This is a genomic window from Sphingopyxis sp. NFH-91, from assembly GCF_021401285.1.
Taxonomy (GTDB): Bacteria; Pseudomonadota; Alphaproteobacteria; order Sphingomonadales; family Sphingomonadaceae; genus Sphingopyxis; species Sphingopyxis terrae_A.
On the sequence record NZ_JACBGA010000001.1, the window covers coordinates 354,654 to 378,973 of the forward strand.

Below are 24,320 nucleotides of genomic sequence, written 5' to 3' on the forward strand. Positions count from 1 at the left end.
GGCGGCTATTTCCTTTTGAACGGCCAGTCGATCGCGCCGCTCGCCCACAGCGCCCACCAGATGATGAGCGGCTGCGCGGCGAGGCGCGGGCCGTGGTACCACCAGCCAAGCGTCTGTCCGCCGATCGCGACATGCGCGAAGGCGTGATGGAAATTCGCCGGCCACACGCACAGCGCATAGAGGGCAAGGGCCCAGCCCGCCGCCTTGCGCGTCGCCGGGATCAGCAGCCCGAGCGCGCCCGCCAGTTCGGCAATGCCCGTCGCGGCGACGATCAGCGCCGGCTGCGGCACCCAGGGCGGGGTGATCGCGACGAAAGGCGCGGGGGTGGCAAGGTGACGGTAGCCCGCATAGCCATAAGCGAGCGCGAGCAGCCAGCGCAGTGCCGTGCGGACCGTCACCGCCCGATGGCTTCGATCATCGCCTCGACGCGGACGAATTTCTCGCGCGGGTTGCCTTCGAGCGCGGCGGCGACCTCCGCCGCCTCGATCTTGCGCCAGTCGCGAAAGGTGACGGGTGCGATACCGCGCCCCGCGAGCAGCGCATCGAGGCCGGGACGGCCCGCCTTGCCGCCACCGCGGCCGATATCCTCCAGCACCATTTCGGCGATGCGCGCGCCGTCGGGCTTGTTGGTGCCGATCGTCCCCGACGGCCCGCGCCGCGCCCAGCCAACGCAATAGAGGCCGGGCAGGATCCGCCCCTCGTCATTGGCGAAGCGGCCGCGACCATGTTCATAGGGGACACCCGGGATCGGCGGCGTCTGGTAACCGATGCAGCTGACGACCAGGCCCGCCTCGATCGCATAGGTTTCGCCGGTGCCATGGCTGCGCAAATCGGCATCGAGCTGCGTCCGTTCGACGACGACGCGCTGGGCGCGCGCGTCACCTTCTATCGCGACGGGCATGGCAAAGAAGTCGAAGTCGATCGTCACCGGCTTGGCAACCGGATTCGCCGCGAACTGCCGTAGATGCGTCACCGACTTGCGCATGCCGGGTTCGAGCAGCGCATCGTCGCCCTCGTCGGGCAGATCGGCCGGATCGACGCGCGGGCTGGCGCGTTCGAGGTGGCCCAGCTCGCCCAGTTCCTTCGGCGTCATCGCGATCTGGTGCGGGCCGCGGCGGCCGAGAATGTGGATGTGCCGGATATTGCTCGTCGCGAGCAGGTCGCGCGCATGGGCGACGATGTCGCTACCGGCGAATTCGGCGGGGGTCTTGGCAAGGATTCGCGCGACGTCGAGCGCGACATTGCCGTTGCCGATCACCGCGACGCCGGGGCTGTCGAGCGGCGGGTCGAGATCGGCGAAATCGGGGTGGCCATTGTACCAGCCGACGAAGGCGGCGCTGCCGATGACGCCGGGCAGATCGGCGCCGGGAATCCCCAGCGGCCGGTCATTGGGCGCCCCGGTCGCGAGCACGACGGCGTCGTAGAGCTGCGTCAGTTCGTCGATCCCGACGTCGGTGCCGACCGACACATGGCCGACGAAGCGCACATTGTCCGCCAGGGCGACGCCCTCGTACCGGCGCGACACCGCCTTGATCGACTGGTGATCGGGGGCGACGCCGGTGCGGATCAGCCCATAGGGAACGGGCAGGCGATCGATCACGTCGACGGTGATATCCTCCGCCTTCTGCAAGGTTTCGGCGGTATAATATCCGGCCGGACCCGACCCGACGATCGCGACATGACGCATCAGCCCACCTCCAAGTGCAGGACCTGCGCCGGGGCGCGGCCCCTCTGTTCTTCTGTTCTCCGCGCGATGCTAGCGGCGAATTGGATAAGGGCAAGCCGCCTGTTGCGCGATCCCGGCCGGGTGGTCGCACCAGTCTTGACAGACGGCCCACGCAATCATATTGCGCGCCCCTCATTGCCCCGTCGTCTAATGGTAAGACTACGGATTCTGATTCCGTCTATTGAGGTTCGAATCCTCACGGGGCATCCAATTCCCAAAATTGAATAACCCGTGCCGGCTCGCGGCAACGCATCGAATGCTGCGGCGCCAGCCTTGGTGCGGCGTGCGCCTTGAAATGTGCGAACCCCTCGGCCGCGCCAGTGATCGCGGCCACGGCGTGATCGGGGCTGGGCGGTTACGCTTTCCCAAGATATTGGGGTCTAAAGGGAATCGCATGATCGGGGCGCAGGACAATCGCGGACGGAGACGGGCGTCTTGGACGCTCGTTTTGCTGTGGCTTGTTGCCGCGCTTTGGGCCGTGCCCGCTGCGGCGACGCCGCTGCACATCAATGCGCCGCTCTGCCACGCGGTCGGACCGCTGGCACCACCCGACGATGCGATGTCCGCGCTGCGCTTTTCGTGCAGCGGCGAGCCGACGGGGTATCGCGACGGCAGCCTGTGGTTGCGGGCCGATGTCGGCAATCGTTCCGAGGATCGCAACGGCGCCGCGCTGATGGTGCATTTCTCGCGCTTCGACCGGGTTGCGGTGGGGTTCACCTATGCCGACGGACAAACGCGCTGGCAGACAGTGCGCCGCGGCGATTATGGCGCGCACTGGCGCGTCGGCGGCCAGATATTGTTCGAGGCCCCGGCCCGCGGCGCGCCGCTGACCGCGGTGACCATGCGCTTCGACCGCCTCGCCGACCACAGCCTGCTGCGCGCGCGCCTCATCCCCAAGGAAAACGCGAGCCTGCAGGCGGCGGGGATGGCGGCGCTCGTCGGCGCCTCGCTCACCCTGCTGCTCGTCAGCGGCATCTATAGCCTGTCGCTCGCGGTCGCGGTGCGCCGCCAATATCTGCTGTGGCAGGCGGCATGGTCGGGCGTAATGATCGTCTGGGGCGCCTTCTGGTCGCAGATTCATCTGGTGATCTTTCCCGCCGTGGCGGGAACGGTCTCGGCGCAGGCATCGACCTTGCTCGCCTGCCTTGCCATCGGCGTCGCGACCGCCAGCGCGGTGACCGCGATCGACGCCCGGCATCTTCCGCAGGCTTTGCGCCGGGGAACCCTCGCGCTGGGGCTGGCGATCGCCATCGCTGGCGTGCCGCTGGCGTTGATTCGCACCGGTAATCTGCAGATGCTCGGCAATCTGCTGGGCATCGCGGTCCTCGTCGATCTGGTCGCGGTCGCGCTGTGCATCGGCTGGAGCTGGCGCAAGGGATCGGTCGAGGCGCGCGATTTCGCGCTCGCCTGGTGTCTGCCGATGGCGACGCTCGCGATCATTCATCTGGTCGATGTCGAGGACGGATTCTGGGGCGGGGGGTCGAAACTGGCGGTGCTGGTCGCCGCAACCTGGCAGGCGCTGTGGCTGTCGGCGGCATCGACGCGGCGGCTCGCGCATCTGCGCATCGAACGCGACGATGCGCTGGCGGCCGAGGCGCAGGCGAACGAGCTTGCGCGCCGCGATCCGCTCACCGGATTGCTCAACCGGCGGGGCTTCGTCGATGCCGTCACCCCGCTGCTCGATCAGGCGCGCGAAGGGGCGCTGCCGGCGGCGCTGCTGCTCGTCGATGTCGATCGCTTCAAGTCGATCAACGATATCTACGGCCATGAAGCCGGCGATGCGGTCCTTTGCCGCATCGCCGAACGCATCGCGCGGTGGGAAGGGACGATGTGCAGCGTCGCGCGCCTGGGCGGCGAGGAGTTCGGGCTGCTGACCATCGGGATGGAGGGCATCATGCTCGATCGCTTTGCCGAGAGCATCCGCCGCGAAATCGCGCTGTGCGATCACAGCGACACGATGGGCGACCGGCCGGTGACCGCCAGCGTCGGCGTCGCCGAAGTGCGGCCGGCCCCCGATTTTCAGTATCTCTACCGGATCGCCGACGAGGCGCTCTACGATGCGAAACGCGCCGGCCGGAACCGGATCAATGTCCAGCGTGTGCCGCCGCGCGGCGACGGGGAACCCGGCGCCGACGATCGCGGAGTAGCCTATCCCGCCTGAGGCGGATCAGGCCGCGCCCGGCGTGTCGTCGGCTTCGAGACCCTGATATTTGAGCTGGAGATAGCGTTCGCGCGTCGCCAGCTTGTCGATCTCGCCAGCCGCCAGGCTGCGCGCCGCGTCGCCGATCTCGCGTTCGAGCATCTTGAGCCCGCCAAGCAGTGTTTCGTCGGGCGTACGTCCCGCATGCGCTTCGCCGCGCAGCCCCGCGGGGATACGCTGATAGCCCGCGACGAGTTCGGGCAGATCCTCGCCGACCAGCTTACGGATATTAGCTGCCGCCGGCGTCGCGGCGTCGAGCGTCTGGAGCTGCGGGGCGAGCAGGTCGAGCTGGACGCCGATCCCGTCGACGAGCTGGCGTGCCGGGGCGGGAAGCGCCGGACGCTGCGCCTCGAGCCAGATTTCGGTGCGGCCGGCGAGCTGCTTAAGGTCGGCCTTGGGCAGATCGGTCTGGCGCGGTTCGGGAAAGGGCGGCCATTTGCCGAACAGCACAGCGACACCGATCAACAGCACCGTGAGCGCGAGCAGGCCCGTGAAGCCGAGCGGCTTGATGAGCGCGCCGAACAGCGCCGCGCCGATCAGCACGATCCCGCCTGCAACAAGGACGCGACCGAGCTTCTTGTAGAGATGCTGGCGGCGCAGCGCGACGCTCTTGGTGCCGATCGGTCGCCGCCGTTCGCGCGAGCGTTCGATCGCGGCGTTGCCGAGCGCGCTGATCTTGTCGACCTCGCTCATGCTCATCCTAGCCCTCGATCGCCGCCAGCGGGCTCTCGGCGCCGCCGACGCTTGCCTGCGCCTGGCTCGCGCCTTCGGCGCGCGCGATATAGCCCTTTGACTTGGCGACCTCGCCCTCGAGCGAGGTCACGGTCGTCTTCATCGTATCGAGCGCCTTGAGCTTGAAGGTATCGATCGCGTCCATCGTGTCGTAGATATTCTGGAAAGCGCGGCTGAGCGTCTCCATCGGGATCGTGCTCGACGCCGCCTGTTCGTGGATGCGCGCCGTATTGTCCTTCAGCATCTTCGAAGTGCCATCGATGATGTTGGCGGTGGTCGTGTTGAGCGCGGTAATCTGTTCGAGCACGAGCTTCTGGTTCGTCATCGCCTGTGCGACGGTGATCGCGGTCTTGAGCGCGCCGACGGTGGTGGTCGAGGCGCGATCGACGCCCTTCACCAGCTCGACATTATTCTTTTTGACGAGATCGAGGGCGAGATATCCCTGTACCGTCACCGCCATCTGGGTCAGCAGATCCTGCGTGCGTTGCCGCGCATAGAACAGGGCATTTTCGCGGATGACCTTTGCCTTGGCGGGATCGCTGCCGTCGAGTTCGGCCGCTTTCGCCTCTAGCCGCTGATCGAGCGTGCCCGCGATGTGGATCATCTGTTCGAGCTTGCCCATCGATTCCCACATCTTGCGGCGCTCGACGTCGATGGCGGCATTGTCCATCAGCAGCTCGTCCTTGCCGTTGGCAAGCGCGGTCAGGATGCCGCCGATGTGGGTCTGGGCGCTGCGGTATTGCGCGAAATAATTGTTGATCTTGCTGCCCAGGATCTTGTCCAGAAAGCCGCGTTTGGTCAGCAGCTTGCCGTTCGCCGAGGGATCGAGACGTTCGACCGTGGTACGCAGTTCGATCAGATTCTGGCCGATGTCGGTATCGCGATCCATCGCCTTGATCGGGCGGTCGAGGAAGCGGTTCGAATGATTCGCCGCCTCCAGCATTTCCTTGCGCCCCATATTGGTGATCTGGTCGATGCGCTTGCCGAACTCGGGCGAATTTTCGTCCTGTGCCACCAGATCGTCGATGAAGCTGTCGACGCGTTCCTCGAGCTTAGATTTCTGCTCGGTCGAGAGCGGAACAAGGCCGGCGGCCTTTTCGGGCGCGACGGCGGGGACGGGTTCGGGCGGCGTCAGTTTCAGTTCGTCGGTTGCGGTCGCCGTCGCGGTCTCTTCGCTCATAACAATCCTTCCAGCCCCAGGTCGATAGTGGGCCGCCTGCCTATATGACATGCGGGCCTGTGTTATTCAAGCACTACACCTCTTGGTGGCGCGCCAGCGCCGGCGCGATCCATGCCGAGAGGATCAGTTGCGCCATATGATAGACGAGGATCGGCAGCAGCACCATGCCGGCGATCGCCGAGGGAAAGAGCGTCGCGGCGAGCGGCGCGCCGACGGCGAGGCTCTTTTGCGCGCCCGAGAACAGCAGGGTGATCCGGTCGGATCGGCGGAGCGCGAGCAGCCAGCCGAGCAGCCAGGCACCGCCGAAGGCGCTACCGAGCAGCAGCGCATCGACGCCGAGCACGATCGCGATCTCGCGCCCGTCAAGCTGCGTCCAGATGCCGCCAACCACGGCCGCGGAAAAGGCGACATAAACCGCTGTCGCAATCGCGGTGCGATCCATCAGCGTCGCGAGGCCGCGGTGCCGTAGCACCAGCGGGCGAAGCCAGGGCTGCGCCGTTTGTCCGGCCAGAAAAGGAAGCAGCAGGATTGCGACGATGCGCAGCGCCGCGGCACCGTGGATCGCCCCCGCCTTGCCCGCGAGTGCGGCAAAGAGGAGCGGTGACAGAAACACGCCGGCCAGATTGAGCAGCGCCGCCGCGACAATACTTGCGGCGACATTGCCGCCCGCCATCGAACTGGCGGCGGTCGCCGACTGGACGGTCGAAGGCAATATGCCGAGAAAGAGGAAGCCGAGTGCCAGTGTCGGCGGCAGGAGCGGCGCCGTCAACGCCTGCGCGCCGAGCCCGAATAGTGCCATCGCGCCGAAACAGAAGGCGAAGGTGCCGCCCTGCAATTTCCAATTGCGGATGCCGTGCAGTACCTCTTGACGCGGCAGGCGGACGCCGTTGAGGAAGAAGAGCAGCACGATTGCCGCGGTCGAAATCCCTTGCGCGACCGGCACCGCGCTTCCGCGCACCGGCAGCAGGCTCGCGACGACGATGGTGGCGAGGAGGACGGGAACAAAGCGGTCGGGGAACAGGCGCGCGAGCATGGGGCGGAGCGATGGCCGGAAGGCGGCGCCTTGGCAAGTCCGCGCGTCGGTCGCGGCGGCGACAACACTCGACATGGCGCGAAAGAGGATTATGGCGCGCGGATGGCCCGCATCCTAATCCTCGCCGCGCTGCCCGAAGAGGCCGATGCCGTCTTTCCCGGCCAAGGCGCCGCCGAAGCGGCCGCTTTTGCGCTTCGTTCGCTGTCAGTGCATGAGCATGGCGTAACGATTGCCACCTGCGGTCTCGGAAAGGTCAACGCGGCGCTATGCGCCGGGATGCTCGGCGGCGCGGCCGATCTGCTGGTGATGAGCGGCACCTGCGGCTCGCTCGGCCCCGGACCTGGCGCCTATTGGATCGCCGAGGCGGTGCAGCACGATTATGGCGCGGCCCAGCCCGGTTTGTTCCGCCGCTATCGGGCCGGCGAATGGCCGATCGGCGAAGCGGGCGAGGCGCATTTCGCCGCGATGCCCGACCCCGGCCTGAACCTGCCACATGCGCGCATCGCAAGCGGCGACAGCTTCGTCGCCTGCCCCGACGCCGCGGCCGGACTGGTGCGCGATCTGGGCGCCGCGCTGGTCGATATGGAGGTCGGCGCAGTGGCGCAGGCGGCGATGCGGCTCGGCAAGCCCTGGGCCGCAATCAAGGCGGTGACCGACGACGCCAACGGCGACAGCGCGGGCGACTTCCATGCCAATCTCGTGCGCGCGGCGCGCATCGCGGGAGCGGCGATCGAGCGTCTGGTCGCGCGGGTCAGCGGCTGAGCGCACCGATGCAGGCCTGCCGCGCGGCGGGAGGCGAAAGATCGTGGAGCGCGAATTCGCGCACCGTTTCGCGGGCTCGCCCCTGCGGCATATAGCGCAGCGTGCGCTTCGTGCCGCCATCGTCGACATCATAGGCGATTTCGCTCTGGCTGTTGCCGATCTCCCCGCCGCTGCGGCCGATCAGCGTCATGCCGTCGCGCATCCCGGCCTGCCATGCCGGGCCGTCCTGGGCGACGTCAGCGATAATGCGGTCGTTCGCGAGCGTCGCGTCGACATCGAAGCCGCGATCGAACACCAGTCGTTCGAATTGGCGCAACGTGCCGCACGCGGCGAGCATGTCGGCGGGCAGCGCAATCGGTTCGCCGCGATCGATGAAGCGGGCGATGCCTTCGCCGATCGCCGCGTCGCGGCGCTGCGCCTCGGCACTGAACAGGGTAACAGCATCGCTGCGGGCTGCCGGAGCAGCTGCCTGCATCGCCAGCAGCAGGTTGCGCATCGACGATCCGCCTGGCGCGCGCCGCAGCCGGTCGTCAGCCCAATGCGCGAAAAGCATCCCGCGCAAATAGGCGAGCCGCTGCGCCTTCTCGTCGGTCCAGAACAGCCGCGCCGCCTCCTTGTTGGGCGCGGCGCGAAGCGGCGAGGCATCATATTCGCGCAGCGCGTCGTTGAACTGCGCAAAATATTGTTCGGGCGTCCACACTCCGGCGCGGACCAGCGCCCGCCACGAGGTGAAATCGGTGAAGCCCTCCGACAGCCAGAATTGCTCGGCTTCGGGCACTGTGTCGGAAAAGCCGCCGATCCGGGCATTGACCCAGCTATGCGCCATTTCATGCGTCATCAGCCGGTCGAGCATCTCGGGCAGCGCGTTGGTCGTCGCAAAAAAGGCGAACGCATCGCCGCGTCCGGTGCCGCCGATCGAGGTTGCGCCGGGTCCCGGCGGCGCGAAGGGAATGATGGTGACGAGGTAGCGCCCGGCGTCGTTGCCCCAATATTCTGACATGGCTGCGGCGACGCGGCGGAAGCTTTGCGTCCAGCCGGCATCGTCGCGTGTTGCAAAGCTACCGCGCACTGCGAGCCGTGCGACATGTCCTGCATCGATCAGGCGGAAATCGCCGCCGACGGCGATGCTTTCGATCAGGCCATCGACGGTCAGCCCGGGATGTTCGAGGTCGGACGCAAAGCGCGTCCCCGCCGGCATCCCGCGGACCGAAAAGCTTGCCGGGGTATCGCCATCCAGATGTTCTGGCCGCGCCACCACCGCGTCGCCGATCAGGTGGAACCATGTCGGCTGGATGAGCGGGCGATAGTCATTGACGACTTCGCCGTCCTGCAATTGCTCGGCCCGGTTGGCACCGCGCACAAGGTAGCGCAGGACGATCGGGGCGCCGGGAGCGTGCCGCAACGCGATCTTGGCGGGGTCGGACGATGGGGCCAGCGTCGCGCCCTCGGCGCGGATGTCGCCCAGATAATTATAAAGCTTGTCAAAGCCCCCCCATTCGTCCGGCAGATCGACGATGGTGACGCCGCTCGCGGCGCCGCGAAAGCGCAGCGTCACTTCGATCGCGCGGAAACGGCCGTCGGCTGCGACGACCGGCTGATAGGTGAGCGCGAGGCCCGCATCGGGCTCGGCCGCGCTCGAAGGCGTGACGGCGGCGAGGGTGGCAGCTAGGGCAGCGGAAAGGGCGGCGGCGACGATACCGCGAGCGAGGGAGAGGCGCATCGATATTTCCTTGAGCTGAACGCCCATGGTGTATCGCTCGAGCAACACAGTGTCAAATCGGACGCCCGCGCCTCTCTTGTTGCGCCGCAGCACCGCTTCTGTTAGGGGCGCGGCGTTTAGCGGCGCTCCAGGCGCTGCCCCCTTCCATCAAGGCTCCTACCGCATGTCTTTGCGCAATATTGCGATTATCGCACACGTCGACCATGGCAAGACGACCCTCGTCGATCAGCTTTTCCGCCAGTCGGGCACATTTCGGGACAACCAGCGTGTCGAAGAACGAGCGATGGATTCGAACGACCTGGAAAAGGAACGCGGGATCACGATTCTCGCCAAATGTACTTCGGTCGAGTGGGGCGAAGGCGCCGATGCGACGCGCATCAACATCGTCGACACGCCGGGCCACGCCGACTTCGGCGGCGAGGTCGAGCGGATCCTGAGCATGGTCGATGGCGTCATCCTGCTCGTCGATGCCGCCGAAGGCCCGATGCCGCAGACCAAGTTCGTCACCGGCAAGGCGCTGGCGCTCGGCCTCAAGCCGATCGTCGTCGTCAACAAGATCGACCGCAGCGACGCGCGCGCAGCCGAAGTGCTCGACGAAGTATTCGAACTGTTCCTGACGCTCGACGCCAATGACGAACAGCTTGATTTCCCGATCCTTTATGCCTCGGGTCGCGGCGGCTATGCCTCGGAAAGCCCTGACGCGCGCGAAGGCACGCTCGAGCCGCTGTTCAAGACGATCGTGTCGCATGTTCCGACGCCCGGCCTCGACGAAGAGGCGCCCTTCACCTTCCTCGCGACGCTGCTCGACCGCGACAATTTCATCGGCCGCATCCTGACCGGCCGCGTCCAGTCGGGCACGGTCAAGGTCAACCAGCCGATCCACGCGCTCGACATGGACGGCAAGGTCATCGAAACCGGCCGCGCGTCGAAGCTGCTGGCGTTCCGCGGGCTCGACCGCGTTCCGGTCGAGGAAGCGCGCGCAGGCGACATCGTCGCGATCGCGGGCCTGACCAACGCGACGGTCGCGAACACGATCGCCGACACGAGCGTCAGCGAGCCGATCGCCGCGCAGCCGATCGACCCGCCGACGCTGTCGATGCGCTTCGCCGTCAACGACAGTCCGATGGCTGGCCGCGAAGGCAGCAAGGTGACGAGCCGCATGATCCGCGACCGCCTGTACCGCGAAGCCGAAACCAATGTCGCGATCCGCATCACCGAAAGCGCCGACAAGGACAGCTTCGAAGTCGCGGGCCGCGGCGAGCTTCAGCTCGGCGTGCTCATCGAAACAATGCGCCGGGAAGGCTTCGAACTCGGCATCAGCCGCCCCAAGGTGCTGTACCAGACCGACGAGAACGGCCAGCGCACCGAGCCCTATGAAACCGTCGTCATCGACGTCGACGACGAGCATAGCGGCACGGTTGTCGAGAAGATGCAGATCCGCAAGGCCGAGCTGACCGACATGCGCCCGTCAGGCGGCGGCAAGACTCGCATCAGCTTCAGCGGCCCGTCGCGCGGCCTGATCGGCTATCACGGCGAATTCCTGTCCGACACGCGCGGAACCGGGATCATGAACCGCCTCTTCGAAAAATATGGCCCCTACAAAGGCGCGATCGAGGGCCGCAAGAACGGCGTCCTCATCTCGAATGGCGCGGGGGAAGCCGTCGCCTATGCGCTCGGCCCCTTGGAAGAACGCGGCATCCTGTTCGTCTCGCCCGGCGAGGCGCTCTATGAAGGGATGATAATCGGGGAGAATGCGAAGCCCGACGACCTTGAGGTCAACCCGATGAAGTCGAAGCAGCTCACGAACTTCCGTTCGACGGGCAAGGACGATGCGATCCGCCTGACTCCGCCGCGCCGCATGACGCTGGAACAGGCGATCGCCTATATCGACGACGACGAAATGGTCGAAGTGACCCCCGCGAACATCCGCATCCGCAAGGCGATCCTCGATCCGCATGAGCGGAAGAAGGCGAGCCGCAAGAAGGAAGCGGCGTAAGATCAAGGGGGCGGCCAGCGATGGTCGCCCTCTTTCTTTTTGACGGCTTGTCCCAGTCTTTTCCTCGCCTTCGTCATCCCGGGCTTGACCCGGGATCCATCGCAGCGCTGAAGTCATGGACCCCGGATCAAGTCCGGCGTGACGAAGGAAGAGGGAGGCGGGAGGCCATGCGAGGAAAGACGCGGTGAACCGCCTGATCCTGTTCAACAAGCCGTATGGCGTGTTGTCGCAATTTACCGACAAGGGCACGACCGCGCCTGCCGACGGCCCGCGCGCGACGCTGTCAGACTATATCGACGTACCCGGCGTCTACCCCGCCGGCCGGCTCGACCGCGACAGCGAGGGCTTGTTGATCCTGACCGACGACGGCGCGCTGCAGGCGCGGATTTCGTCGCCGCAGCACAAGATGCCCAAAACCTATCTGGCGCAGGTCGAGGGCGAGCCCGACGACGCCGCGCTGGCGGCGCTCGCCCGCGGCGTCACGCTGAACGACGGCCCGACGCGCCCCGCGACCGTCCGCCGCATCGACCCGCCCCAGCTATGGGACCGCGATCCGCCGGTGCGATATCGCAAAAGCGTGCCCGATAGCTGGATCGAACTGACGATCACAGAGGGGCGCAACCGCCAGGTCCGCCGCATGACCGCCGCGGTCGCCTATCCGACGCTGCGGCTGGTGCGGTGGCGGATCGGGGGGTGGGAGATTGGGGATTTGGCGCCCGGAACGTGGCGCGAGATCGCCTGATCGCGCCCGAAGATGCCGGGCGGACGGCTGCGCGCCGCCCACCCGACATCAACCCTTTGCCTGCCTTGCCGCTCAGCGGCCGGCGAAGCTCGCCTTGATTTCGCGGCCGATGGTTGCCGCATTTTCGTCGATCACGAAATGGCCAGCGTCGAGCCAGACGAGGCGCGCGCCGGGCAAGTCGCGCTTGTAGGCCTCTGCCCCCGGTGCGATGAAGATCGGATCGCTTTTGCCCCACAGGATAAGCGTCTTCGGCTGATATTGGCGGAACAGCGCGTGCCATTTGTCATAGGACGCGACATTGGACCGATAATCCTCGAACAGGTCGAGCTGGATGGCATCATTGCCCGGCCGGTCGAGCAGCGCCTGGTCGATCACCCAATTGTCGGGATTGATCGCCGCCGGGTTTTTCGCGCCATAGCTATACTGGAACTTGGTGGTGTCGAGCGTGAGAAGCGTGCGCGCCGCGGCTTCCGATGCAGCGTCACGCTGTTGGCCGATGGGGAGCAGCGCCTGCTTCACCGGGTCGCCGACGCCGTCGAGATAGGCATTGGCGTTCTGGATCACGAACCCTTTCACATGCGTTGGCCGCTGCGCGAAGAGGCGAAAGCCGACCGGCCCGCCATAATCCTGCATATAGAGAACATAGGATTGGAGCCCGAGCTGATCGATCAGACCGGCGACATGCGAGGTGAGATTGTCGAAATTATAATCGAACTCTGCGGCGGATGGGGCGTCGGACTGGCCGAAGCCCACATAGTCGGGGGCGATGATGTGAAATTTGTCGGCCAGCTGCGGGATCAGGTCGCGATACATCTGGCTGCTGCTGGGAAAGCCGTGAAGCAGCAGGATCGTGGGCGCGGCCGGGTCGCCGGCTTCGCGGTAGAATATTTTGCGGCCGTTGACCGTCGCAAAATGATAGCTGGTGGGATGCGCGGACGCGGCTGTCGCGGCCGGAGCAGCTGGTGCCGCCTCGGCGGCCAGCGGGGCTGCGGCAGAAAGCGCGACCGCGGCCGCGTGGATCAGTTTGGAAGATTGGGTCATGAGAATTCCTGTTGATGGAATGTAGGGAGGGCACGGACCGGATACCGGGTTGCGGAGCCCGTTACCTGAAGATCAGGCCGAGGTTCGGGCGCGCACCACGGGGAAGTCGATTTCGGTGCCGAAGGCTTCGTTGACGTAGTTGGTGAAGCTGTTGAGCGCGACGTGCAGGACGATTTCCAGCGCCTGCGCGTTGGTGTAACCGGCCTCGCGAAGCGCCAAGACTTCGGCCTCGGTGACATGGCCGCGGTTGTGCGCGAGCGCTGCAGCGAAGCGAACGGCGGCATCGGCAACCGGATCATTCGAAGCCCCGCTCCGGTTTGCGGTCATTTCGGCATCGTCGAGCTTGGCGAGATTGCGACCGAGATAGCTGTGCGCCGACAGGCAATAGCTGCAGCCGTTGATCTCTGCGATGGCCAGCGCGATACGCTCGCGCGTTGCGGCGGGCAGGCTTCCCTTGCCGAGCGCGCCCATCAGGCCGACATAGCCTTCGAGCGTCTCAGGGCTGGTCGACACCAACCGGAACAGGTTGGGTACACTGCCGAGTTGGGCCTGCACGGCCTGGAGCATCGCCTGCGATGCGACCGGGGCGGCTTCGACAGTGGCGGGGGTGGGAATCAGGGACATTAGGTGGACCTTTCGTCTGGGCCGGATTTGGCCTGGCCGCGAAGTAGGTCCTCCTGATTTTCGAGAGTATGGGTCAATTGCGCAAACCATCCTTCCGTAATATGGAAGGAAAATGGATCGTTTCGAGGCTATGCGGACGCTTGTCGCTGCCATCGACGGGGGCAGCCTGTCGGCGGCCTCGCGTGCGCTCGGCATCCCGCTCGCGACCGTGAGCCGGCGGGTATCGGATTTGGAGGCGCGGCTCGGCACCCGCCTGGTCGTTCGCACGAGCCGCAAACTGATACCGACCGAGGAGGGCGCCGCTTTCCTCGTGGCGGCGCGGCGCGTTCTGGAAGATCTGGGCGAGGCGGAGCGCGTTGCCTCGGGCGAATATCGGGCCCCGCGCGGGGAGTTGCTGGTCACGGCACCGATCATGTTCGGCAAATTGCACGTCGCGCCGATCGTCCATGACTTCCTGTCCGCCTATCCCGAGGTCACTGTGCGACTCGTGCTGGCCGATACGCTGGTCGACCTGGTCGAAAATCACGTCGATGTGGCGGTGCGGATAGGAAAGCTGCCCGACAGCAGCCTGATTGCGCGGCGGGTGGGCACGGTGCGATGGTTGATCTGCGCCAGCCCCCACTATCTTTCCTATAACCCGGCGCCGAGCGCGCCGGGGGATTTGGTCCGCCACGACTGCATCGCTTTCGAAGGTTTCCAGACCTATCGCCAATGGCCATTCCTTGCCGGGACGCATCCATTGTCGGTGACGATCCGGCCGCGTTTTTCGGTCAACACCGCCGACGCGGTCATTGACGGGGCCATCAACGGACTGGGGATTGCCCGAATCATGTCCTATCAGGCGTCGCAAGCCGTCGGTGACGGCGCCTTGGTGCCGGTGCTCCAAACCTTCAGCCCGCCGCCGATCCCCGTCCATCTCGTCCATGCCGCCCAGACGCTGCAACCGCTGAAGCTGCGCGCATTCATGGATTTCGTCATTCCGCGCCTCGAACGCGCGCTCGCGCGCATAGACCGGGTTCTTGACCCGCCGGGCAAATCTGATTGAGCCGAGGGAGCGGCAGCGTACCTCACGCTCTCTTCTGCAAAGCGCCGCTATGCGAATGCGAGGGACCGCTCAACTGAGGGTAGTTCATGCCTTTGACGCAGGAAATTCGAGTGCGCGCTGAATATGCGGCCCTCGTCACCCTTTCCGGCGCCATGCAGGGCCGCGTCCCACACGCTCCCCTGATTTGTCCGTGTGGCTGTCCGGGACGCCGCCCATTGCGCTCGCCGATATATTGGCATAGCATATGTCAAAACATGGGGAGGGACGGGTGAACGAACGGCCTTATGAAGTCCATGGTGCGCTGGGTTCGCCCTATTCGATGAAGATTCGCGCGGCGATGCGCTATCGCCGTTTGCCCCATATCTGGGTGCATGGCGCCGCGACGCAGGGCGGGGCGCTGGCGCATGTCCGCGCGCCGGTGATCCCGGTGGTGCGCTTTCCCGACGATAGCTGGCACAATGATTCGACCCCGCTCCTCTATCTGCTCGAGGATCGCCATCCGGGCAGCCGTTCGGTGGTGCCGCCCGATCCCGCGCGCGCCTTTCTGGCGCATCTGATCGAGGATTTCGCTGACGAATGGCTGACCAAGGCGATGTTCGGCTATCGCTGGCTGGCCGAGGTCGACCAGCTTCAGATGAGTCGCTGGCTGGCCTTCGACGCGTTCAAGGGCGGCGGTGCGGAGCAGCGCGAGCGCTTTGCGGCGAGCTTTCGCGAGCGGCAGGTGGGGCGCCTGGCGATCGTCGGCTGCACGCCGGCGAATTTCCCGCTGATCGAAGCGTCGACCCGCGCGGTGCTCGCGGCGCTGGAGACGCATGTCCAGGACCGGCACTGCCTGTTCGGCACGCGGCCATCGCTCGCCGAATTCGGCCTCTTTGGCCAATTGTCGCAGTTCGGCGTCGATCCGACCGCGCAGGCGATGATGCGCACCGACTATCCCTTTGCCTATCGCTGGCTTTCGCACATCGATGACATGTCGGGGATCGACGGCGAATGGGACGCGGCCGATGCGCGGCTGCCGCCCGTGGTCGATGCGCTGCTGGCGGTGGCGGGCGCGGTCTATCTGCCCTTCTTGCGGGCGAATGCGGCGGCACTGGAAAAGGGGGAGGCGATGATACGGTTCGAGGCGATGGGGCATGGCTATGACCAGGGGGTGTTCAAATATCAGGCGAAATGCCTTGCCGACCTGCGCATGCGCTACGCGGCGCTGAACGACGCGGCGCGCGCCGCGGTCGATCCGCTGCTCGAGCGGACTGGCTGCCTGCCCGCGCTGGTGTCGGCATGAGGCGCGCGTTCGCCGCCGGGATCGCCGCTGCGCTGGTCGCGGCGCCGCTGGCCGCGCAGACCGCGGTGCCGACCGCGCCCGCAGCGCCGCGCCATCCCAATATCGTCATCCTGCTGGCCGATGACTGGGGTTTTTCGGATGTCGGCGCTTTCGGGGCCGAATTCGCGACCCCGAACATCGACGCGCTGGCGCATGCCGGGATGCGCTTTTCCAATTTCCATGTGTCGGGTTCCTGCTCACCGACGCGCGCGATGCTGCAGACGGGGGTGATGAACCACCGCGCCGGGTTGGGCAATATGCCCGAGACGATCCCCGACGCGCACCGCGGCAAGCCGGGGTACGAGACGGTGATGAACCACAGCGTCGTCACGATCGCGGAAATGCTGAAGGCGGCGGGCTATCGCACCTATCTGACCGGCAAATGGCATCTGGGCAGCGATCCGACGCGGCTTCCCGAAGCGCGCGGCTATGATCGCGCCTTCAGCCTGGCCGATGCGGGCGCCGACAATTTCGATCAGGAGCCGATAAAGGGCCTCTACGACAAGGCGAACTGGACCGACAATGGCAAGCCGGGGGTGCTGCCCAAGGATTATTATTCGTCGCGCTTCGTCGTCCAGAAGATGATCGATTATATCGACTCCGACCGCGCGAGCGGAAAGCCGTTTTTCGCGTCGGTCAATTTCCTAGCAAACCATATTCCGGTGCAGGCGCCCGACAGCGATATCGCGCGCTATCAGGCGATGTATCGCGAAGGCTGGACCGCGCTGCGCGCCGCACGGGCCAAGCGCGCCGCGGCGCTCGGCATCATGCCCGCGGGCGCGCCGATGGTGACGATGGCGACCACCCCCGACTGGCAAAAGCTGGACAGCGACGAACGCAAGGCGGCGGTCCGCGTCATGCAGGCCTATGCCGGGATGGCGACCGCCGCCGACCGCGAGATCGGGCGCCTTGTCGCGCATCTGAAGGCGACGGGCGATTACGACAATACGATCTTCGTCTTTCTGTCGGACAACGGCCCCGAACCGACCAACCCCTATAACCGGCTGCGCAACCGGCTGTTCCTGGGGATGCAATATAACACGTCGATCGGCAACATCGGCCGCCGCCACAGCTTCAGCGCCATCGGTCCGGGCTGGGCCAGCGCGGCTGCGGCGCCGCTATCGGGGTACAAGTTCAGCGCGACCGAGGGCGGGCTGCGCGTACCGCTGATAATCGCCTGGCCCGGCCATCCGCAGGTGCGCGCGGGCGCGATCTCGAAGGGGCTCGCGCATGTCACCGACATCGTCCCGACGCTGACCGACCTCGCCGGCGTGCCGGGTCACGGCGGCAGCTGGAGCGGGCGGACGGTCGAGCCGATCGCGGGGCGCAGTCTGGTGCCGATGCTGGCAGGCGGCGCGGGCAGCGTTCATGGCGACGCGCCGATTGGTTATGAACTGTCGGGCAATGCCGCGCTGTTCCGGGGGGATTACAAGTTGGTGCGCAATCTGCCGCCGACGGGCGACGGTCAATGGCGACTGTTCGACATCGCCAGCGACCCCGGCGAGACGCGCGATCTGGCCGCCGCGATGCCCGATCGCTTTGCGGCGATGAAGGCCGATTATGCGGCGTTCGCCAAGACCAACCAGGTGCTCGAAATGCCGGCGGGTTACACCGCCGACGAACAGATCAACCTTTATGCGTGGCGGCAACAGGGCCGCAAGCGGGCGATCCAGGCCGGACTGGTGCTCGGCGGGGCGATCGTCGCGCTGTCAGCCCTCTTGTGGCTTTTCGTCCGGCGGCGGCGGGCGCGCGGTGTCGATCAGGCGAATGCCAACATGATCGGTACCTAGCGAGCGTTCTTGAAACTGGCGCGCGGCGGGGCGATAGCGCGCGCAATAATTCGCCGCGCACAGAAAGCTGCCGCCCTTGATGACATTGCGGTCGGGGTCGATCGCGCTTGCCGTCCATTCCCAGACATTGCCGATCAGGTCGTGGACGCCGTGCTTGTCGGCGGGGAAGCAGGCGACGGGCGCGCGGCTCTTGAAGCCGTCGGTGCCGAGGTCGCGGACCGGGAACACGCCCTGATAATAGTTGGCGGTCGGCTTGCCGTTTGCATCGACGGGAACATCGCGCCGCGCGCCGCCGGTTGCAGCGGCAAGTTCCCATTGCGCCTCGTCGGGCAGCGCCTTGCCCTTCCAGTGCGCGTAGGCGAGCGCGTCCTCGTAGCCGACCTGGACCACCGGGTCGCGATCGCGGCCGGCGATGCCGGTCTTCGGTCCTTCGGGATGCCGCCATTCGGCCCCGACGACCCAGCGCCACCAGTTGGGATTGCCGTCAGTCGGCGCTGTAAACACCGCCGATCCGGGGATCAGCATGTCGGGCGGCGCACCGGGCAGTTTCGGCGGGTCTTTCTCGGCAAGCGTCTTGTAGCCGGTCGCCTTCACGAATTCGGCGAATTCGGCGTTCGTCACCTCATGCGTTGCCATCCAGAAACCCTTGACCGAAACCTCGCGCGCCGGTGCCTCTTCGGGCAGCGTCGCGTCGGCGCCCATGGTGAAGGTCGCGCCGGGTATCCAGACATAGTCGCGCGCCGGCATCGGCGGGCAGGTCGGGGTCTGCGCTTCGGCATGCTGTTCGGTCTTTTTGGCGCCGCATGCGGCCAGGGCGCCCAGCGCGGCGAAAGCGATCAGCGCTGCGCTGCGCTTCACCGATCGCCGCCTTGCGGAAGCGCGGCAAGCAGCGCTTCGACCATATGCGCGGTGACGGTCCCCGCTTCTTCGGCCGGCAGGCCCTGGTCGTGCCGCAACGCGCGCCAGTTCTGGAAGGAGAGGGTGGCACATAGCGCCTCCGCCGCCACCTTGTTCGCAAGGACAGGCGCGGGCAGCAGGCGCATTACCAGTTCGCGCTCGACCGTGATGACGCGGCCATATTCGGCCATCAGAAAGGGCGACTGATAGCGCTTGATATTGGCCGCGAGCCGGAACGGCAGCATCGTTTCGAACACGCGGACGCGGCGGCGGGCGAGATCGCGCATGTTCGCACGCCAGTCGTTGTCGAGATAGGGGGCGGTGACGATCGGCATCACCCGTTCGGCGATCGTCGCCGAAATCTCGCTATAGAGCGAATCCATATCGTCGAAATGGCGGAAAACGGTGCGAATGCCGATCCCGGCTTCGTCGGCGACGCGCGCCGCGCTGGGCATCAGGTCGCCGCCAGCGATCAGCTCCATCATCGCCTTGACGATGCGTTTGTGGCTCGACCGGCTGCGTTCGCGCCGACCATCGATCCGGGGCGTCTCGCTCGCCGGATTCGCCTTTGCCTCGCCCTCCGCTTTCGCCGTTGTCGTCATGTCCTCCCCGCTGGCGCAGCTTGGCGCCGTGGTCAATGCCCGCTTCGAAGCATCTTGCGCCGCGCCCGATATAATGACACATATAGTGCCAATAGTTTCGGGGCAACCGAAGAGTCGGGGGAATGATGGGGGAGCAGGCTTTTCTTGTCGGCGCGATTTGGGCGGGCGCGTTGCTGCTCTGGCTCGCCTTCCTGCTGTTCTACGATGGGTTCCGCCGCCCGCTGACGCGCGCCGAGATCGACGCCTTTCTGGGCACGCTCGGCGATCGCATGGAGGAAACGGGCAACGACAGCGCCCGCCTGCGCGCTTTTCTGGAGGACGACGACGGACGCGAATTCGTCATGGTCAATCTTGTCCGCACGCGGCCGGGCCAAGTCACCGATCCCGCCAGCGGCGAGACGCGCGCGGGCAGCGAATGGCTGCGCCGCTATTCGGACCCCTTCGTGCGCGGGCTGATCGCGCGCGGCGGGCATCCGCTCTATGTCGGCGCCAAGGTCGGCGGCTATATCGACGCGTGGAACACACCCGCCGACCCCGGCTGGTCGCTGGTCGGCACGATGCGATACCGCAGCCGCCGCGATCTGATCCGCATGGCGGCCGATCCGGCCTTTCGCGCCGTGCATCCGAACAAGACACTGGGGATCGAGACGACCTTCTCTTTCCCGACGCAGCGACAGATCGCCTTTTATGCCAGCCCGCGGGTCACGGTGGGGCTGGGGCTCGCGCTCGCTGCGGCGCTTGCGCATATCGCGCTTTTGACATGGGCTTAGAGGGGGCCGGAGGGGACCGATGAAGAAACGCTGGATTGCATTGGGCGTCGTCGCGCTGATCGGCGCGGGTGGCTATTGGGGTTTTCAGGAGAATAAATATCGTCTGCCCGGGATGATCCAGGATTGGCGCGACCCGGTGCAGCCGAACCACGCGGTGGTCTGGCAGCAGGGGCCGGGTGCGGCCCCCGTCACCGCGCCGGGGACCAAGCGCCCGCCCAACATCATCCTGATCGTCGCCGACGATCTGGGCTGGAACGACATCAGCCTGAACGGCGGCGGCGTTGCGGGCGGGATCGTCAAGACGCCCAACATCGACGCGCTGGCACGTCAGGGGCTGAACTTCACCACCGCCTATGCCGCGAACGCCACCTGTTCGCCGTCGCGCGCGGCGATGATGACCGGCCGCTATCCGACTCGCTTCGGTTTCGAGTTCACCGCGGTGCCGACCGCCTTTGCCGAGAATCTGGCGCATGGCGGCGGCCTTGGCCCGCTGAAGGCGGTATTCCACAAGGAACTGATCACCGACGATATTCCCGACTATCCCGACATGGGCGTCCCGCCGAGCGAAATTACCATTGCCGAAGCGGTGAAGGCGGCGGGATATCACACCATCCACATCGGCAAATGGCATCTGGGCGAAGCGCCGCGCTTGCAGCCCAATGCGCAGGGTTTCGACGAAAGCCTCGCGATTCTGGCGGGGGGCGCGAAATTCCTGCCCGACGACGATCCCGATACGGTCAACGCCAAGCTGCCGTGGGATCCGATCGACCGTTTCATCTGGGCCAATCTGCGCCACGCCGTCACCTTCAACGGCGGCAAGCGCTTTCATCCCCAGGGGCATATGACCGACTATTTCGCCGCCGAAGCCGAAAAGGCGATCGAGGCGAACAAGAACCGGCCCTTCTTCATGTATCTGGCGTTCAATGCGCCGCACACGCCGTTGCAGGCAACGCGCGAGGAATATGACCGGCTGCCGCAGATCAAGGATCACAAGACGCGCGTTTACGGAGCGATGATCGCGCAGCTCGACCGCCGCATCGGCGATGTCATGGCGAAGCTCAAGCAGGCGGGGATCGACGACAATACGCTTGTCATCTTCACCAGCGACAATGGCGGGGCCTGGTACACCGGCATCCCGCACCTCAACGCGCCCTATCGCGGCTGGAAGGCGACCTTCTTCGAGGGCGGCATCCGCACGCCTTTCTTCATGCGCTGGCCGGGCCATATCGCGCCGGGTTCTACCCGCGCCGACGTGACCGGGCATATCGACATATATTCGACGATCGCCGCCGCGGCGGGGGCGAAGGTGCCGACCGATCGCATCGTCGACAGCCAGAATATCCTTGCCGGGCCGGCGCATCGCCAGGCGATGTACTGGCGTTCGGGCGACTATCGCGTCGTGCGCGCGGGCGACTGGAAATTGCAGGTAACGAAGCGGCCCGAAAAGGTTCGCCTCTATAATGTCGCTATCGATCCGACCGAACAGCATGATGTGTCGGCGCAGGAGCCGCAGCGCGTCGCACAGCTTCGTGCGATGATCGAGGCGCAGAACAAGGGGATGGCCAAGCCGATCTGGCCGGGGCTGATCGAGGGGCCGGTGCGGATCGACGTGCCGCTCAACGCGCCGTGGAAGGACGGGCAGGATTATATCTACTGGACCAACTGACCGGTTCGGTCGTCGCCGGAGGGAAGGGGTCAGCGTTCGATCTTGGTCACCAATATGACCGACGTCGTCGTGCGTTCGACCCCGTCGAGCAGGCCGATCTCGTCGATCAGCTCGTTGAGCAGGGCGCTGTCCTCCGCTTCCAGCATCGCGATGATGTCATATTCGCCGCTGATCGCGTGGATCGCCTGAACCTGGGTAAAGCCGGCGAGGGCGGCCTCGACCTCGCGGTGATAGCGCGGCAACGTCTTGATCATCATATGGGCGCGGACGCGGCCGGCGGCAAAGGCTTGTCCCAGCCGCACCGTATAGCCCGCGACGATATTATCCTCTTCCAGCCGCGCGAGCCGCGAATAGACCTGGCCGCGCGAGATGCCGAGTTCCTTCGCAAGCTGTGCGATGGTCTGGCGCGCATCGTCGCGCAGCAGGGTGAGCAGGCGATCGTCGATCTCGTCGAGACTGACGGTCATCGGCGCCATCAGTCCGCCCATGCCTCGTCAGCGAAGATCGCCGTCTGTGGTTCCGCCCCGGCCGTCATCCGGCCACGATACATGCCAAGGTCGTTGAGTGCAAAGACCGGGCGGCCGTCGGGGCCCATCGCGATCAGGCCGCCGTCGCCGCCGATCGCACCGACCGCCGCGATGGTCGCCTGCGCCGCGTCGTTCAGGCTTTCGCCTTTCCACGCGACGCGGTCGCAGACCTGCCGCGCCGCGCTTTCGCGGATGAAATATTCGCCCGATCCCGTCGCCGAAACCGCGCATCGGCCGTTGCTGGCATAGGTGCCCGCGCCGATGATCGGCGAATCGCCGATGCGGCCCCAGCGCTTGCCGGTCATGCCGCCGGTCGAGGTTGCGGCGGCGAGATTGCCGTTGGCATCGATCGCAACCGCGCCGACGGTGCCGAACAGATGCGTCGGGTCGAGCGCGGCCTGATGCTTCTTGCGCCAGGCGAGCAACTGCTGCCACCGTTGATCCGTCCGGAACCAGGCGGGGTCGACCTGTTCGAGCCCCTGTTCGACCGAGAAGCGGTCGGCGCCGTCGCGCGCCAAGAGAACGTGCGGGCTCTTGTCCATCACCGCGCGGGCAAGGTCGATCGGGTGACGGGTGCGCGTGACACCCGCGACGGCACCGGCCTTGAGCGTGGCGCCGTCCATGATCGCGGAATCGAGTTCGTTGGTCCCCTCGGCGGTGAACACGGCGCCGCGACCGGCATTGAAAAGCGGATTGTCCTCGAGCACGCGCACCGCCGCCGCGACCGCGTCGAGCGCCGGGCCGCCCTTGTCGAGCACCGCCGATCCGGCGCGCAGCGCGGCGTCGAGGCCGGCGCGATAGGCGGCTTCCTTGTCGGGGGTGAGCGAGCCGGGCTTGATGACCCCGGCGCCGCCATGGATCGCGAGCGACCAGCGCGGCACCTCGACCAGTTCGCCCGCGCGCGCGGCATAGTTGCGCACGAACACCGGCGCATCGACGCGGCCCGAGGGTAGGTGAACGACCGAGCCCGGCCCGACCCCCGTCACCTTCACCCGCGGCACATCGAGCGGCCTGCGGTCGCTGACGTTGCGCAGTTCCGATCCGTCCACGACCCAGGCATAGCCGTCGGGTGCGGTCGCATAGATGCGCCCCGACCCGTCGGGTTCGACCGCGAGCGCGGCGCTTTCATCGACGCCGAGCCCGATCATCGCGGGCGCGTCGGCAGCGCGTCCGACCTGCGCCTTGGCGACGAAGGCGAAAAGGCGGCCGAGCCGGTCGCGTTCCTTGAAATGCGTATCGGTGACGATGCCCTTGAGCAGCGCCAGGTGCAGGAATTCGCCTTCGATGGTGTTAGCGGGGCCGAGCGGATCGGCGAGCGCCTCAGGACTCTTGATGCTGCCGTCGTCCATCGCGCCATAGAGTTTTTCGCCCTGCATCGCGAGGCCGGCGCTGGTCCCGGCGAGCGGCTTGCCCGCCGCGACATGCGCGTCGATGATCTCGTTGACCGGCGTGCCGCGCCAGAAGCGCACATATCGCGACTGGTCGCCGCCGGCGATGAAGATGCCGTCGGCCTTGCGCAGCCGGTCGAGAATCTTCTTGTCGGTCGCTTGCGAACGCGCGTGGAAAACGAAGATTTCGACCGACTGGATGCCGCCGATGTCGCGATAGAATTCCTCGCCGATTTCCTTGCCGTAAGAAGCGCTGAGGACGACGATGTGGCCCTTTCCGGCCTTGCCGAAGAACCATTTCATCGCGTCGATATTCCGGTCGCCTCCGCCCATCAGCAGCAGTCCGCCCGATACCGGACCCGGCGTCGGCGTGTTCAGCGCGCCATAGACATAATGTTCGTAGGGCTGGTCTTTCGCCGCCGCTGGCGGCGCGGCGAGAAGGAGCGCGTACAGCAGTGCGGTGATCCATTTGAACAGTCTGATCGGCGGCATCAGCATATCTCCTTCGGCAACTCTGATCGATGGATGTTACATAATCGACACGCAAAATGACAATAT

21 protein-coding genes and 1 tRNA gene are annotated in these 24,320 nt (G+C 66.1%); 10 read left to right on the forward strand and 12 right to left on the reverse strand.

What is annotated here, in order from left to right; all coding sequences use genetic code 11:
• Positions 1 to 5: 5 nt before the first annotated feature.
• Both L0963_RS01785 and L0963_RS01790 read right to left on the reverse strand, forming a co-directional pair.
• Positions 6 to 398, reverse strand: coding sequence for a DoxX family protein (locus L0963_RS01785; RefSeq protein ID WP_234178504.1), 393 nt, complete (start codon positions 396 to 398; stop codon positions 6 to 8).
• Positions 395 to 1,687: an FAD-dependent oxidoreductase gene (locus tag L0963_RS01790; protein ID WP_217372691.1), complete on the reverse strand. Its 1,293-nt coding sequence runs from the start codon at positions 1,685 to 1,687 to the stop codon at positions 395 to 397. Before L0963_RS01790 ends, L0963_RS01785 begins: the two co-directional genes overlap by 4 nt.
• Before the next feature lie 175 nt (positions 1,688 to 1,862).
• Between L0963_RS01790 and L0963_RS01795 the strand changes: the two genes are divergently transcribed.
• Both L0963_RS01795 and L0963_RS01800 read left to right on the forward strand, forming a co-directional pair.
• A tRNA-Gln gene (locus tag L0963_RS01795) sits at positions 1,863 to 1,936 on the forward strand.
• A gap of 184 nt (positions 1,937 to 2,120) precedes the next feature.
• The gene (locus tag L0963_RS01800) at positions 2,121 to 3,887 is read left to right on the forward strand and encodes a sensor domain-containing diguanylate cyclase (protein ID WP_217372690.1); all 1,767 of its coding nucleotides are present in this window, start codon (positions 2,121 to 2,123) and stop codon (positions 3,885 to 3,887) included.
• A gap of 6 nt (positions 3,888 to 3,893) precedes the next feature.
• Here L0963_RS01800 and L0963_RS01805 read toward each other — a convergent pair whose 3' ends face one another.
• The 3 genes from L0963_RS01805 to L0963_RS01815 all read right to left on the reverse strand — a co-directional run bounded on the left by L0963_RS01805 (position 3,894) and on the right by L0963_RS01815 (position 6,871).
• Complete coding sequence (locus L0963_RS01805) at positions 3,894 to 4,619, reverse strand: hypothetical protein (protein WP_234178506.1); 726 nt, start codon at positions 4,617 to 4,619, stop codon at positions 3,894 to 3,896.
• Positions 4,620 to 4,626: 7 nt separating this feature from the next.
• Positions 4,627 to 5,838: a toxic anion resistance protein gene (locus L0963_RS01810; protein ID WP_062901818.1), complete on the reverse strand. Its 1,212-nt coding sequence runs from the start codon at positions 5,836 to 5,838 to the stop codon at positions 4,627 to 4,629.
• 73 nt (positions 5,839 to 5,911) lie between these two features.
• Positions 5,912 to 6,871, reverse strand: coding sequence for a bile acid:sodium symporter family protein (locus L0963_RS01815; protein ID WP_217372689.1), 960 nt, complete (start codon positions 6,869 to 6,871; stop codon positions 5,912 to 5,914).
• Positions 6,872 to 6,901: 30 nt separating this feature from the next.
• Between L0963_RS01815 and L0963_RS01820 the strand changes: the two genes are divergently transcribed.
• A complete protein-coding gene (locus L0963_RS01820; RefSeq protein WP_234178508.1) occupies positions 6,902 to 7,633 on the forward strand; it encodes a 5'-methylthioadenosine/S-adenosylhomocysteine nucleosidase family protein in 732 nt (243 codons plus the stop codon).
• Here L0963_RS01820 and L0963_RS01825 read toward each other — a convergent pair.
• Positions 7,623 to 9,353: a M61 family metallopeptidase gene (locus L0963_RS01825; RefSeq protein ID WP_234178510.1), complete on the reverse strand. Its 1,731-nt coding sequence runs from the start codon at positions 9,351 to 9,353 to the stop codon at positions 7,623 to 7,625. The genes L0963_RS01820 and L0963_RS01825 overlap by 11 nt on opposite strands.
• 163 nt (positions 9,354 to 9,516) lie before the next feature.
• On the opposite strand from L0963_RS01825, the gene typA reads away from it, so the two are divergent.
• Together typA and L0963_RS01835 are read left to right on the forward strand one after the other, a co-directional pair.
• Positions 9,517 to 11,349 carry a translational GTPase TypA gene (gene typA, locus L0963_RS01830; RefSeq protein WP_003050854.1) on the forward strand — a complete coding sequence of 611 codons (1,833 nt, stop codon included), beginning with the start codon at positions 9,517 to 9,519 and terminating at the stop codon, positions 11,347 to 11,349.
• Between the two features lie 184 nt (positions 11,350 to 11,533).
• Positions 11,534 to 12,091, forward strand: coding sequence for a pseudouridine synthase (locus L0963_RS01835; RefSeq protein WP_062901821.1), 558 nt, complete (start codon positions 11,534 to 11,536; stop codon positions 12,089 to 12,091).
• A gap of 72 nt (positions 12,092 to 12,163) precedes the next feature.
• On the opposite strand, the gene L0963_RS01840 is transcribed toward L0963_RS01835, so the two are convergent.
• Complete coding sequence (locus L0963_RS01840; protein WP_062901822.1) at positions 12,164 to 13,132, reverse strand: alpha/beta fold hydrolase; 969 nt, start codon at positions 13,130 to 13,132, stop codon at positions 12,164 to 12,166.
• A gap of 72 nt (positions 13,133 to 13,204) precedes the next feature.
• Positions 13,205 to 13,756 carry a carboxymuconolactone decarboxylase family protein gene (locus L0963_RS01845; RefSeq protein ID WP_062901823.1) on the reverse strand — a complete coding sequence of 184 codons (552 nt, stop codon included), beginning with the start codon at positions 13,754 to 13,756 and terminating at the stop codon, positions 13,205 to 13,207.
• Positions 13,757 to 13,868: 112 nt separating this feature from the next.
• Between L0963_RS01845 and L0963_RS01850 the strand changes: the two genes are divergently transcribed.
• From L0963_RS01850 to L0963_RS01860, 3 genes are all read left to right on the forward strand, one after another.
• Positions 13,869 to 14,801, forward strand: coding sequence for a LysR family transcriptional regulator (locus L0963_RS01850; RefSeq protein WP_062901824.1), 933 nt, complete (start codon positions 13,869 to 13,871; stop codon positions 14,799 to 14,801).
• 268 nt (positions 14,802 to 15,069) lie between these two features.
• The gene (locus L0963_RS01855) at positions 15,070 to 16,083 is read left to right on the forward strand and encodes a glutathione S-transferase N-terminal domain-containing protein (protein ID WP_186402934.1); all 1,014 of its coding nucleotides are present in this window, start codon (positions 15,070 to 15,072) and stop codon (positions 16,081 to 16,083) included.
• On the forward strand, positions 16,080 to 17,912 hold the full coding sequence (locus L0963_RS01860) for an arylsulfatase (protein ID WP_062901826.1): 1,833 nt from the start codon (positions 16,080 to 16,082) through the stop codon (positions 17,910 to 17,912). Before L0963_RS01855 ends, L0963_RS01860 begins: the two co-directional genes overlap by 4 nt.
• Here the strand turns inward: L0963_RS01860 and L0963_RS01865 are convergent.
• Both L0963_RS01865 and L0963_RS01870 read right to left on the reverse strand, forming a co-directional pair.
• Complete coding sequence (locus tag L0963_RS01865) at positions 17,832 to 18,770, reverse strand: formylglycine-generating enzyme family protein (RefSeq protein ID WP_062901827.1); 939 nt, start codon at positions 18,768 to 18,770, stop codon at positions 17,832 to 17,834. The two genes, L0963_RS01860 and L0963_RS01865, sit on opposite strands and share 81 nt — an antisense overlap.
• Complete coding sequence (locus tag L0963_RS01870) at positions 18,767 to 19,411, reverse strand: TetR/AcrR family transcriptional regulator (RefSeq protein ID WP_062901828.1); 645 nt, start codon at positions 19,409 to 19,411, stop codon at positions 18,767 to 18,769. Before L0963_RS01870 ends, L0963_RS01865 begins: the two co-directional genes overlap by 4 nt.
• 122 nt (positions 19,412 to 19,533) lie before the next feature.
• Here L0963_RS01870 and L0963_RS01875 point away from each other — a divergent pair, with 122 nt between their 5' ends.
• Positions 19,534 to 20,181 (forward strand): hypothetical protein, encoded by a 648-nt coding sequence (locus tag L0963_RS01875; RefSeq protein ID WP_062901829.1) that lies wholly within the window; start codon positions 19,534 to 19,536, stop codon positions 20,179 to 20,181.
• Positions 20,182 to 20,200: 19 nt separating this feature from the next.
• Positions 20,201 to 21,847, forward strand: coding sequence for a sulfatase-like hydrolase/transferase (locus L0963_RS01880; protein ID WP_062901830.1), 1,647 nt, complete (start codon positions 20,201 to 20,203; stop codon positions 21,845 to 21,847).
• 29 nt (positions 21,848 to 21,876) lie between these two features.
• On the opposite strand, the gene L0963_RS01885 is transcribed toward L0963_RS01880, so the two are convergent.
• Positions 21,877 to 22,323 carry an Lrp/AsnC family transcriptional regulator gene (locus L0963_RS01885; protein WP_040590524.1) on the reverse strand — a complete coding sequence of 149 codons (447 nt, stop codon included), beginning with the start codon at positions 22,321 to 22,323 and terminating at the stop codon, positions 21,877 to 21,879.
• Complete coding sequence (locus L0963_RS01890; protein WP_062903122.1) at positions 22,323 to 24,254, reverse strand: isoaspartyl peptidase/L-asparaginase; 1,932 nt, start codon at positions 24,252 to 24,254, stop codon at positions 22,323 to 22,325. The genes L0963_RS01885 and L0963_RS01890 overlap by 1 nt, the downstream gene beginning before the upstream one ends.
• Between the last annotated feature and the right edge of the window lie 66 nt (positions 24,255 to 24,320).

Bases quoted from the DNA above. Each gene is read 5' to 3' on its own strand.
- L0963_RS01790 (WP_217372691.1), bottom strand. From the start codon at position 1,687: ATGCGTCATGTCGCGATCGTCGGGTCGGGTCCGGCCGGATATTATACC.
- L0963_RS01800 (WP_217372690.1), top strand. From the start codon at position 2,121: ATGATCGGGGCGCAGGACAATCGCGGACGGAGACGGGCGTCTTGGACG.
- L0963_RS01805 (WP_234178506.1), bottom strand. From the start codon at position 4,619: ATGAGCGAGGTCGACAAGATCAGCGCGCTCGGCAACGCCGCGATCGAA.
- L0963_RS01810 (WP_062901818.1), bottom strand. From the start codon at position 5,838: ATGAGCGAAGAGACCGCGACGGCGACCGCAACCGACGAACTGAAACTG.
- L0963_RS01815 (WP_217372689.1), bottom strand. From the start codon at position 6,871: ATGCTCGCGCGCCTGTTCCCCGACCGCTTTGTTCCCGTCCTCCTCGCC.
- L0963_RS01825 (WP_234178510.1), bottom strand. From the start codon at position 9,353: ATGCGCCTCTCCCTCGCTCGCGGTATCGTCGCCGCCGCCCTTTCCGCT.
- typA (WP_003050854.1), top strand. From the start codon at position 9,517: ATGTCTTTGCGCAATATTGCGATTATCGCACACGTCGACCATGGCAAG.
- L0963_RS01840 (WP_062901822.1), bottom strand. From the start codon at position 13,132: ATGACCCAATCTTCCAAACTGATCCACGCGGCCGCGGTCGCGCTTTCT.
- L0963_RS01845 (WP_062901823.1), bottom strand. From the start codon at position 13,756: ATGTCCCTGATTCCCACCCCCGCCACTGTCGAAGCCGCCCCGGTCGCA.
- L0963_RS01850 (WP_062901824.1), top strand. From the start codon at position 13,869: ATGGATCGTTTCGAGGCTATGCGGACGCTTGTCGCTGCCATCGACGGG.
- L0963_RS01860 (WP_062901826.1), top strand. From the start codon at position 16,080: ATGAGGCGCGCGTTCGCCGCCGGGATCGCCGCTGCGCTGGTCGCGGCG.
- L0963_RS01870 (WP_062901828.1), bottom strand. From the start codon at position 19,411: ATGACGACAACGGCGAAAGCGGAGGGCGAGGCAAAGGCGAATCCGGCG.
- L0963_RS01875 (WP_062901829.1), top strand. From the start codon at position 19,534: ATGATGGGGGAGCAGGCTTTTCTTGTCGGCGCGATTTGGGCGGGCGCG.
- L0963_RS01880 (WP_062901830.1), top strand. From the start codon at position 20,201: ATGAAGAAACGCTGGATTGCATTGGGCGTCGTCGCGCTGATCGGCGCG.
- L0963_RS01885 (WP_040590524.1), bottom strand. From the start codon at position 22,323: ATGGCGCCGATGACCGTCAGTCTCGACGAGATCGACGATCGCCTGCTC.
- L0963_RS01890 (WP_062903122.1), bottom strand. From the start codon at position 24,254: ATGCCGCCGATCAGACTGTTCAAATGGATCACCGCACTGCTGTACGCG.